This window comes from Alteromonas alvinellae, assembly GCF_902705805.1.
The window spans coordinates 1-11,391 of the sequence record NZ_CACSIH010000207.1 but is presented as its reverse complement, the minus strand read 5'-3'; the positions used below and the strand labels follow the sequence as shown (position 1 = coordinate 11,391).

The 11,391-nt window shown below is 44.3% G+C and carries 10 protein-coding genes; 3 read left to right on the top strand and 7 right to left on the bottom strand.

Annotation, left to right across the window (positions count from 1 at the left end; all coding sequences use genetic code 11):
• Positions 1 to 25 precede the first annotated feature (25 nt).
• The 5 genes from ACX5KA_RS15460 to ACX5KA_RS15440 all read right to left on the bottom strand — a co-directional run bounded on the left by ACX5KA_RS15460 (position 26) and on the right by ACX5KA_RS15440 (position 4,819).
• Positions 26 to 424, bottom strand: coding sequence for an ACT domain-containing protein (locus tag ACX5KA_RS15460; RefSeq protein ID WP_458731598.1), 399 nt, complete (start codon positions 422 to 424; stop codon positions 26 to 28).
• Between the two features lie 48 nt (positions 425 to 472).
• A complete protein-coding gene (gene dbpA / locus ACX5KA_RS15455) occupies positions 473 to 1,852 on the bottom strand; it encodes an ATP-dependent RNA helicase DbpA (protein WP_458731597.1) in 1,380 nt (459 codons plus the stop codon).
• Positions 1,852 to 3,087 (bottom strand): substrate-binding periplasmic protein, encoded by a 1,236-nt coding sequence (locus ACX5KA_RS15450; RefSeq protein ID WP_458731596.1) that lies wholly within the window; start codon positions 3,085 to 3,087, stop codon positions 1,852 to 1,854. Before ACX5KA_RS15450 ends, dbpA begins: the two co-directional genes overlap by 1 nt.
• A gap of 44 nt (positions 3,088 to 3,131) precedes the next feature.
• On the bottom strand, positions 3,132 to 4,178 hold the full coding sequence (gene pyrC, locus ACX5KA_RS15445; protein WP_458731595.1) for a dihydroorotase: 1,047 nt from the start codon (positions 4,176 to 4,178) through the stop codon (positions 3,132 to 3,134).
• Positions 4,179 to 4,276: 98 nt separating this feature from the next.
• A complete protein-coding gene (locus tag ACX5KA_RS15440) occupies positions 4,277 to 4,819 on the bottom strand; it encodes a lipocalin family protein (protein WP_458731594.1) in 543 nt (180 codons plus the stop codon).
• A gap of 274 nt (positions 4,820 to 5,093) precedes the next feature.
• Here ACX5KA_RS15440 and ACX5KA_RS15435 point away from each other — a divergent pair, with 274 nt between their 5' ends.
• A complete protein-coding gene (locus tag ACX5KA_RS15435; RefSeq protein WP_458731593.1) occupies positions 5,094 to 6,044 on the top strand; it encodes an aldo/keto reductase in 951 nt (316 codons plus the stop codon).
• A gap of 19 nt (positions 6,045 to 6,063) precedes the next feature.
• The gene (gene gloA2 / locus ACX5KA_RS15430) at positions 6,064 to 6,447 is read left to right on the top strand and encodes an SMU1112c/YaeR family gloxylase I-like metalloprotein (protein WP_458731592.1); all 384 of its coding nucleotides are present in this window, start codon (positions 6,064 to 6,066) and stop codon (positions 6,445 to 6,447) included.
• 75 nt (positions 6,448 to 6,522) lie between these two features.
• Here the strand turns inward: gloA2 and ACX5KA_RS15425 are convergent, their stop codons facing one another.
• Positions 6,523 to 7,338 (bottom strand): mechanosensitive ion channel family protein, encoded by an 816-nt coding sequence (locus tag ACX5KA_RS15425; protein WP_458731591.1) that lies wholly within the window; start codon positions 7,336 to 7,338, stop codon positions 6,523 to 6,525.
• A 140-nt stretch (positions 7,339 to 7,478) separates the two neighbouring features.
• Positions 7,479 to 8,696, bottom strand: coding sequence for an MFS transporter (locus tag ACX5KA_RS15420; RefSeq protein WP_458731599.1), 1,218 nt, complete (start codon positions 8,694 to 8,696; stop codon positions 7,479 to 7,481).
• 336 nt (positions 8,697 to 9,032) lie between these two features.
• Between ACX5KA_RS15420 and ACX5KA_RS15415 the strand changes: the two genes are divergently transcribed.
• A complete protein-coding gene (locus ACX5KA_RS15415; protein ID WP_458731590.1) occupies positions 9,033 to 10,982 on the top strand; it encodes an alpha-amylase family glycosyl hydrolase in 1,950 nt (649 codons plus the stop codon).
• Positions 10,983 to 11,391 lie beyond the last annotated feature (409 nt).

Genomic DNA, 11,391 nt, shown 5'->3' with positions numbered 1-11,391 from the left:
TATGTACAGCAAAGATCAACAGACCCTAGATAGACAACGAAATTAAAACGTCTATCGCCACATCAACTTTTTCAGCTGGCACGAAAATATGGTCGTGATAATAAGCGGCCACCACGTTAGCGCTAATTCCTGCCTTACCCAGCGCAGTGGACATAGCTGCAGTCATGCCTACCGCTTCCAGACTAGAATGCACTTCACAGGTTATACAGCGGTAATAACCTTCAAATGGCAAATTAGCTGTCTCGGCAGCGGCTACCGGAAGAATAAGCGTGGTGCCCTCGCGTTCATGAAACATCCCCTTAGCTACTGAAATTAACGCACTAGTTAATCTGTCAGCAGGCAAGGTAGTGAAAACGTAATCTTCACTACTCGCCACAGGATTCAGATTTTTCAGTAACACGCTTAAGTCAGTTTCTGCGACCACACTCAACCTTCCATCGAATAACGTCAGTACTTAGACTAAGAGCGCATATTAAAGCTTTCGGGCTCTAATACGCTTTCCTTTAATCTTTCCTTCTCTAAAGTGTGCCATGGCTTTTTTCACGCTTCGCGTTTTTACTGCGACAAAACTCATGCTGTTCTGAACTTTAATTTTACCTAAGTCGTCGCCAGGAATACCCGCATCTTTGGTAAGTGCCCCCACCAGATCGCCTGGGCGAAGCTTTTCCTTTTTACCCGCACTTAGTGAAATACAGGTAAATTCAGGCTGAGTAATTTTGTTTTTGTGAAAACGCAGGCTTTGCGCACCTTTAAGTGGAATATCGCTTTCTTGCAATACTTCTATTTTTCGCAAAAAGTGCTCTTCGTCATCGCTCACTAGCGTCACTGCCATACCCTTAGCACCCGCACGTGCCGTTCGGCCAATGCGGTGAATATGAGTTTCCGGCTCTTCACTTACCGTGTAATTAATTACGCAGGCAACATCATCAATATCCAGCCCTCGCGCAGCTACATCGGTGGCAACAAGTACTTGTAGCGCATCGCTGGCGAACTGCATTAGCACCGATGTGCGTTGATGCTGTTCCAAGTCCCCCTGAAGCCCAGCTGCGCTAAAGCCATCCTCGATAAGCTCCTCAACCACTTCATTTACCTGAACCTTGCGGTTACAAAATACTATGGCGTTTTTAGGTTGGTAGTGAGTAAGTACCGCTTTAAGCGCTTGGGTGCGTGTGTGCGGGAGCACATTGTAACCCAGCTGCGTTATGGCGGGTTTACTGTCTTGAGACTCAACTTTACAGGTTACCGGGTTGTGCAGGTACTGCTTAGCTACACGCTCAATTTGTTCTGTAAAGGTTGCAGAAAACAATAGGGTCTGCACTTGTTTCGGCGTTTGACCGAAAACAATGCGTAAATCGTCTTCAAAGCCCATGTCTAACATGCGATCGGCTTCATCGAGAACTCGTAATTTTACATTATTTAAGTCAATGCGACGCTTTTCCACGTGGTCCATTACGCGACCTGGCGTGCCCACGATAATGTGAGGACTGTGTTTCAGCGACTGAATTTGCGGCCCCATAGGCTGGCCGCCGCATAAGGTTGTTACTTTGATATTGCCAATGTTTTTAGCCGCCGAACGGCACTGCTGCGCCACTTGATCAGCAAGCTCTCTGGTAGGACAAAGAATGATGGCCTGTGTGGTAAAATCATTCACTTCTACGTGCTGCAAGGCAGGAATTACAAAGCATAGAGTCTTGCCGCTGCCAGTTTGCGCTTGGCCTATTACATCTTTTCCCTGCAACGCTTCAGGGAGCGATTGTGCCTGTATAGGGGAGAGTTGGTAAATGCCCTGTGAGTCTAGCGCCTTTACGATGGCTGGGTTTATATCTAAATGCTTAACGGTTTCAACTGTCATTAATTTGGGTTCCAAAGATGCACTACACCGTGTTCGGTATGATGAGCTATGCCATATTCTTGCGACACCATGTCACTCCACGAAGAAAGCTGCTCATTAAACTTGTCGCTCATTTTCACGCCGGCCGCCGCTAACTTTAGCTTTTCTAAAACCAAAACACAGGTGTCTTTTTTTGACAGTGCTAGGTAGGCCGTTGAAATGTCGTACTTACTAGTAAGGGTTATTGTCTCACATTTAAATTGATTTGGGTTACATCCAAAATCAATTGCGCCCTGGGAGCCGAAAATAGCATCAACATCATTATTGATAAGTGCGTCAACTAACGCCTGCCATGAATCATAAGCTTTCACTTTGAAACCATGTTCTATTGCGATTTGATAACGATAGTCTTCCAACAAGGTACCTACCCGGTAGGTTTTCGGAACATCCTCAAAGAAAGGAAAGTAGGGTTTATCAATTTCGTACAGACCGTGAAGATTTCTTGAAACCGGCGTTACCCAGTGGAACACGTTTTCTCTTTCATCAGTTCGAATTACCGAAAATACCAGAACGTTAGACTTGGTCATGGCTTCCTTTGCTATTCTTGCCCACGGCGCAGAGAGAATAGTCTGGTCAAATGCCATCTCATCCAAAATATCGCTAACCAAATCAGCAGCAATACCTTCGATTTGTCCTCGCTCTCCAACTTCAGAAAACAAAGGCACCACGTCAGCGATAACCCAAAGGTTGTCGGTATTTGTATGCAGTTCGCCCACTAGGCTTAAAGTGCCAAAAGCAAGTACGGTAGCTGGAAAAGATAGCTTCAATTCACTTAACATCGTTTTAGCATGCAAAGTAAACGTTTTTGAGTGCTTGTATTGGCTCACTAGATCACTCAGGCGCTCTGCAGTTTCAGCAGTACTTTTAGCTTTTGCAAGTGCAATGTAGCTCACTGCTATAGTGATTTCCAGACTGCCTGCATTCGGCGTACAACGGACATCGCCTCCACATTTAAAGGCAAATAACGGCGTTATCCAGTAGTAATAGTTTTCGTTATCTTCATTTCTTATGACGTTGAAATGAATTTGGGATCCGCTAGTTGTTGCTTTATCAGCTGGCCTTAAATCAATACCACTCTTTGACAAAGCGTTTTCAAACACTGTCAATGAGTAAGATTGAATACTCTGCTGGTCGGAGGGGGTGATGGCGCTGGGTAAATCTTTAGCGTGAGAGTAAGAGAGTGTTTGTGCCCTCATAGAAAAGCTCCATAGGGCACATAAACAGACACTAATATATATTGCTAAGCTTGAAATGCCTTTTCTAATTTCCACTGCAACGTTTGCCCCGCAAAAAATGGAACCATATCGGTGCCATCAGCCAGGGTTACTTGTTCTGGCACCGTCCATGACTCTTTCACCAGTGTCATTTTAGTCGTATTTCGAGCTAAACCATAAAAATCTGCACCGTAATGGCTAGCAAAGCCTTCAAGCTTGTCTATTGCGTCTAGCTGCTCAAACACTTCTGCATAAAGCTCTATTGCAGACCATGCACTGTAGCAACCCGCACAGCCGCACGCATTCTCTTTTTTATGCTTAGCATGAGGTGCAGAATCAGTACCTAAAAAGAATTTATTGTTGCCACTTGCCACCATGTCGCGCAACGCTTTTTGATGTGTGTTGCGTTTAAGTACTGGCAAGCAATAGTTGTGAGGGCGTACCCCACCAACCAGTAAATCGTTACGGTTAAGCAATAAATGCTGAGGCGTAATAGTGGCGCCTACAAACTCGCTGGCGCCCGCTACGAAGCTTGCGGCATCTGCTGTAGTAATGTGCTCGAACACCACTTTCAGCCTAGGAAATGCGTCAACGATAGGGCCTAAATGGGTATCAATAAATACTTTTTCACGATCAAAAATATCAATGTGATGCTCGGTCACTTCACCATGTATCAACAGTAACAAACCTTGCTCTTGCATGGCTTGAAATACCGGGTACAAAGCCTGAATGCCTTTCACTGCGGCATCTGAGTTAGTGGTAGCTCCAGCAGGATAAAGCTTACATGCGGTTACCCCAGCTTTTTTTGCATCGACAATATCTTGGGGAGTTGTTTGGTTAGTAAGGAATAAAGTCATTAAAGGCTCAAAGCTACTGCCATTTGGTCTTGCAGCCTCAATTCGCCCTTTATACGCCACTGCCATTTCAGCATTAACCACTGGCGGTACAAGGTTTGGCATAACAATCGCGCGCTGGAAACAACGTGCTGTTGCAGGCACTGTTTCTGCTAGCATTTCGTTATCGCGAAAGTGAAGATGCCAATCGTCTGGCGTAGTAATGGTGAGCGTTTGCATGCCTTATCTCTCTTGGTACTTATTCAAACAAAGGGGGATTTGCGCGCAATAATAGCACAAATCCCAATTTGCGCGCAGAACAACTCGCTTGATAGTACCTATGAATTCACTTTTCCGTGCTCAACCCAAATGAGCTTGCTAACGTCGTACCCAGCGACCTCTGCCTTTTCTAGCAAGCGGACGCGGACCTCATCTGAAATAGAAGGTGAGCGCGCTAAAATCCAAAGGTAGTCTTTATCTGGACCTGTTATCAAAGCATATTGATAACCTTTTTTATCTAGCTCAATAATGACATAGCTGGCATAAAACGGGCCGAAGAAGGATACTTTTAAATGCCCAGTGGTTTCAGACTCTACGAAATACGCTTTGCCTTCGGCTTCATCCCAAGTACCTTCTTCTTTTGAATAACCGCGATTAATAACTTTCACGCCACCATCATCGCGCATACTGTAAGTTGCCGTAACTTCAGTTAACCCTTCTTCGAAGCTATGGTCAAAGCGCGCGATTTCGTACCACTTGCCTAAATACCTAGGAAGCTCAAACCCTTCAACTGGTTCGACGTTATCCGGCGTACCGGTACAACCAAATAAGCCAACGAACAATATGCCCACTATTGCGACTAAACCCCATTTTTTAAACATAAATCCTCGTTTTTTGACGATACTTTCAAGTGCTTGGGCCTCTTTTAAAGCGGATAATACCAACACTGTTTTTTGTGATCTTTATTGCTTCTGCCGCACCATAAGTGTTCTGAAGCGCTAATCGTCGATAGCCAGAATGTTCTCGCCTAATCGCGCTTTTATAATTGTCGAGGCTGTATTACAGTGCCGCCTTAATGATTATAAAAAGCTCCAACGTTTTTATTGAGTGCAAAGGTACTTTGTCCACTCACCATTTTCACAGGGAGATATCTAAATGAACGCACACTTTCCACATGCAAGCCGCCTAGTTTATGGATGTATGGGCTTAGGTGGAGGTTGGAATAATGACCCTGCCACCAAAGCCGATATAACCCAGGCAAGAACAATCATCGACGCAGTATTAGACTTAGACATTAACGTTTTCGATCATGCTGACATCTATACGTTCGGCAAAGCCGAAACCGTCTTTGGTGAAGCCCTTAAGCAAGCGCCAGAACTCAAAGACAAAATGATTATTCAATCTAAATGTGCAATACGCTTTGAAGATGATTTAGGACCAAAGCGCTATGATTTTTCAGCAAATCATATCCACACGTCTGTTGAAGGCATTCTCTCGCGTTTAGGTATTGAGCAACTTGACATATTGCTGCTCCATCGCCCTGACCCACTGATGGAGCTAGAAGAAGTGGCAGGCACTTTGTTACTTCTGCAGCAACAGGGGAAGATTAAACACGTAGGTGTGTCTAACATGCATGGCCACCAAATAAACTACCTTCAATCAGCGCTCTCAACTCCTATTGTAGCTAACCAACTTGAGATGAGCCTTGGTTTTAGGGACTGGTTGGAAGACGGAATAACCAGCAACAGCGCGGCTAATCGCAATATAGGTTATGCCCCTGGCACACTTGAATACTGCATGATGAATAATGTTCAACTTCAGGCGTGGGGAAGTCTAGCTCAAGGGAAGTATACGGGCGCTAAGACCGAGAGCAGTGTTGACCTAGCTACAGCAGAATTGGTAGCAAAGCTTGCAAGCGAGTATCAAACAACACCTGAAGCGATTGTTTTAGCATGGCTGATGCGACATCCAGCTAATATCGCGCCTGTGCTAGGCAGCACTAATGTAGAACGTATCAAATCTAGCCAAAAAGCGATGGACGTTCATTTGTCTCGCGAACACTGGTACAAGTTATTTGAAGTCGCTCGCGGCCAAGAGATGCCATAAGTCTTAATAAGGAAATAGCATGTTAAAAGGCTTTCATCATGTTGCTATTATTTGTAGCGACTACCCACGTTCAAAAGCGTTTTACAAAGATGTGTTAGGGTTTTCGATCATCGATGAAAACTACCGCGAAGCCCGGGATTCATATAAATGCGATCTTGGCCTGCCTGACGGAAGTCAAATTGAGTTATTTTCGTTTCCAGGGGCGCCTCAAAGGCCGTCACGTCCAGAGGCCCAAGGGCTTAGACACTTAGCGTTCAAAGTCGACAATTTGGATGAGGTGATTAATCACCTGACCAATAAAAGGGTGGAATGCGAGCCAGTAAGAACTGACGAATACACCGGCAAGCGCTTTACATTTTTCCAAGATCCGGATGGGTTACCGCTAGAACTTTACGAACTGTAAAAAAATGCCGAATGGCTGAGTGGCTATTCGGCAGTTATTCAATAACAAATTATGAAACAGGCGCTAATGACAGCCCTACTCCAGCATTCGAACTTCCCTCTGCGGGAACGGAATATCAATATTATTCTGCTGAAGGGCATTAAAAATAGCTTGGTTTAGCGCATAACGCACTTCGAAATGCCTTACCGCTGGTGCCCAAACCCGAATACCAAAATTTATACTGCTGTCACCGAAATTATCGACACCAATAGCCGGTGACTTCTCTTTACTAACCCCATCAACTGTCTCGACCGCGTGTCGAATAACCTCTATGACATTGTTTACGTTGCTCGAGTAAGCAACGCCAATTTCTAGCTCAATAAGCATATTCTCGGCAGAGTTGTGCAAGATTTCCCCAACAATAAGCTTGTTGGGAATTTGAATATGCACATTATCTTCATCGATGAGAATGGTATAAGGCAGCATGACTTGATCAACAACACCTGCGACGCCACGAACACGAATAGTGTCTCCGACAACGAAAGGACGGGTAATGATTATGGTAAAACCAGCGGCATAGTTTGCCAGCATACCCTGAATAGCAAGACCGGCACCTAGACCTACAGCACCAAGTGCCGCAATTAGTGGTGTTACACTGATACCGACGTTACCAAGAGCGATGATGATGACTATACCAAGCACCACCAGCTTGCATATACCACCGGTAAACCGACTAAGCGTAACATCAATCTTCTTGCTCACCATGAGGTTTTCAACAACATGGCCTATTTTATTGGCCACCCACCAGCCAAGTAAGAAAATGATAATGGCACCTACAATTTGAAAGCTATAGGTGACCGCAAACTCAACCAGTGTGTCGTAAAGGGCTTGGGCTTGTTTTAATTCATCCATGGGACGTTAATACAGATTGATAAATGAGGGAATGTAGGGAAGCTTAAACAACAATGTTATGAAAAACCAGTGCCGAACATAAGTCCGGCACGTTAAGATTCACTGACACCGCGAGCGACTAACTTAGCGGTGCTTTTCACTTAGCTAGCGTACTCGCTTGCTTCAATTTCAGCTAAACGGTCTTTGGTGGGGTTCTTCACGAAGTTATAAACTAAGCCGATAAACAGCAAAGCGGCAAAACCAGTGGCGACCATGAAACCGTATTTTGCATCACCTCCGTTTGCATCGCTCACAAGGCCCATAATAAAAGGGCCAGCGGCGGCACCCGCAGCGGTAAAGAACAAAATAACGCCTGCCACACTGCCGTGCTGGTGCTTAGGGAAGCAGCTTATACCCTTTGAATTAAACGTAGGATAAATGACCGACATGAAAATACCTGTGAGTGGGAACAAATAAAGCGCGAGCTGCTTTCCGCCCCATAATCCCAAGCCGAAGCATAGAACTATAGCCCCTGTAAACAGCATCAACACCAGCGCCCAATTGAAGCGAGACATCATCCAAATTCCCAAGAAGCGGCCTGCGGCACGCAAAATAAAAAATGCGGTTACTGAATAAATAGCCAAAGTTTGAGAGAAACCCTCACTGTAACAGTCGTACGTCGCTTTAAGCGTAGTTGCGTCGCAAACTAGGTAGCTGGGCATCCACACGTAGATAGCACTCTCTGCCGCAACATATAAAAATGCGCCAATTGAAAAGCCTAACGCGTAAGGGTTTTTGACCAGTTTTAAGCTTTGCGCAATGGAAACTTTGTTTTCGCCAGAAGACGTGTCACGAGAATAGGCCGGATACTTAACCAGTAGAGCCCCGACAATAAGAACAGTACAAACGCCACCAGCAATAACGTAAAGCCACTGCCATGCAACCCCCTGATGGATAAGGTAGGCTACAATCAAAGGGCCGATGATTGCGCCAACCCCAAAGAAGGCTTCAGCACCGTTCATCGTTGCAGTATGTTGTTTTGTTGAAGTTGAAATGTCACCAATAAGAGCCAGTGCACCAGTTTTGAAAATACCAACGGCCACCCCTGAAAGGCTCATCAAACTTACGATCAGCATAAAGTCGTTAGCAATAAGGAAGCTGTAACAAGCTAACCCAAATAAGGCTAACCCGATGATAATGGTTGGCTTACGGCCTAGCTTATCGGCAAGAAACCCCAAGAATAAGCCTGATAGTGCAATACCGAGCATGGGCAAAGAATGCATTAAACTTGCTTGCGCATTAGTAACGGAAAACGCCACTTTCACTTCTTTGATTATCTCGCCTACTGAATCCGATGTCATCGCAAACATCATGAACATTAGATAGGTTAACCAGCGGATAATTCTGCTACTACGGTCTTGGTTAGGCATAGTCGGTCTCGCAAAAATGGCATGACGGATAACTAATATCCGGCTGCACTTATAAAAAACATGTCAGTTTTGACAGACATAAGGCGTCTGAAGCACTTATTTATTCCACATACTTAGTAAATGAAATTTACGATGTAATAAAATTGATAACTAATTTAACATCCAGTTTGGAAAAACCAGCTTAATCGTTTAAGATAAAAGTTAACAGAATTTAAAAAGCCTGTAAACCCGTCAATTAGGATAGGTTCGCCGGCCTTTCAACCGCGTCATACTATGGAGTTTTCTATGAGCTATGCTGCCGATAGTAGTATATGTTTAGAGCGCATCTTGGCATCCACCGATTTATCTGGCCTTACAAAGAAAGATGCGAAGACGTTTACCCAGCGATTAAAGGTACATTTCCCTCGCCTTTTTGAACACTACACGTACGTCTATGGACATCAGTATGACTGCTATTTTCATTTACAAAAACTTATTGAAATATTAAGAGATGGGTTAAAAAGTCGTAAGCCAGCCCTTAAAAAGATTGATAATGAAAGGTTAAAGTCGCCGTTGTGGTATCGCGATGAACAACAGGTTGGCATGGCCTTCTATGTAGATTTAATGGGGCCAACGCTAAATGACTTACACGATAAAATTCCATATTTAAAAGCGCTTGGTGTCACCTATGTACATCTAATGCCACTATACGACGCACCACAAGGAGATAGTGATGGCGGTTATGCGGTCTCTAACTATCGTAAAGTAAACCCCGTCTTGGGTACCGTAAAAGATTTAGAGAAACTCGCATCTTCACTTCAAAAGGAAGGGATTAACCTAGTACTCGACTTTGTGTTTAATCACACCTCAGACGAGCATACGTGGGCAAAAGCAGCATTAGATGGCGACAAGCGGTATCAAAATTATTATTACTTGTTTGATGATAGAACCATCCCCGATCAGTATGAAGAAACGTTAAGAGAGATTTTTCCTCAAGTTAGAAGAGGCAGCTTTACCTTTAACGAGCAGATTGAAAAATGGGTATGGACGACGTTTAATAGTTTTCAATGGGACCTAAACTACAGCAACCCTGAAGTTTTTAATGCCATTACCTCTGAAATGCTATTTCTAGCTAACATTGGTAGCGCAGCGTTGCGCTTAGACGCACTAGCGTTTATTTGGAAAGAAGTGGGGACTAACTGCGAAAATCAGGAGAAAGCACACGTTCTTATTCAAGCGTTTAATTGCTGTTTACAAATAGTTGCGCCAGCAGTGGTATTTAAGTCAGAAGCGATTGTCCACCCAGATGAGGTGCTGAAGTATATCGATAAAGAGGAATGCCAACTGTCTTACAACCCGTTGTTAATGGCATTACTTTGGAACTCTCTAGCTACACGTAAAACGCGCTTGCTTACACACTCTTTGAAAAAGAGTTTTGCTATTTCAAACGAGTGTACCTGGGTTAACTACGTGCGCTGTCACGACGACATAGGCTGGACGTTCGATGATGCTGTCGCTAGTCAATTGGGTATAAACCCCTTCGATCACCGCTATTTCCTCAACCAATTTTATACTGGTCGCTTTGAGGGAAGTTTTGCTAACGGCGTGCCATTTGCAGAAAATCCAAGCAATGGCGATTGCCGCGTATGTGGTTCACTGGCATCGTTATGCGGCTTAGAAGGGGCACTCAAGAACGATGATGCACAAGGTATCGACGAAGCCGTTAAACGCATGTTGTTGTTATATGGAGTAACTTTCAGTATCGGCGGTATTCCTTTACTTTATTCCAGCGATGAAATTGGGAAGCTAAACGACTACAGCTACCGTCAAGACGAAAGTAAAAAACATGACGACAGATGGGTTAATCGCATCGCAGTCAATGAAGAAGATACAGCATTGGCTCTAGGCCAAACGGCACCGTCTAGTAAAGCGGAAGTCGCTAGCCTTCGCGTATTTAAAGGCTTGCAAAAAATGATCGAAACGAGAAAACAGTATTCGGTTTTTGGCCATGCTCAAACACATATATTAGATGCTGACAATCAGCATTGTTTTGTTTTTATGCGCGAGAATGATGGAGGTGAAAAACTCCTCGTTGTCTGTAATTTTAGTGAACATAAGCAACAGCTTCAGCGTTCCCTTTTGGCGACACTAAACTGCACATCGACCACAGACTTGCTGTCAGGTGAAGCTGTGTCTATGGAAGCTGCACCTTTATTACTCGCCCCCTATCAGCAGCTATGGCTGTTAGCCAACTAATTACTTTCGTATTTGACACTCTGCTTGTTGCGAAACTCGCGACAGCAGAGTGTTGTCAATAAAATGAATTGGCTTTGTCGCCAAAGACTTACTAAATACCTCCCTATTTACACAGGCAGTAAAGCAATTACCGACTATACTTTAGTCGAGAGATGGATAGTTCATTTACCTCTTACCACGTTAGGAAACGTCTTACAGCTGTTCAGCTTGTCTGACGGTAATCTAACGTGTAAGTAGCACTTTACCAATGTGTGCGGTTTGTTTTTTGCAGCATCTATGAAGCGCGACTCTCGATAGAGCGTTGCCAGCAATTTGATTCTTACCAATAGGGACCGTCAAATTTAATGCATAGAAGCAGTACAAATATCTTTTTTCACACAGCTGCGTATTTCGGTGAATCCGATCGGTC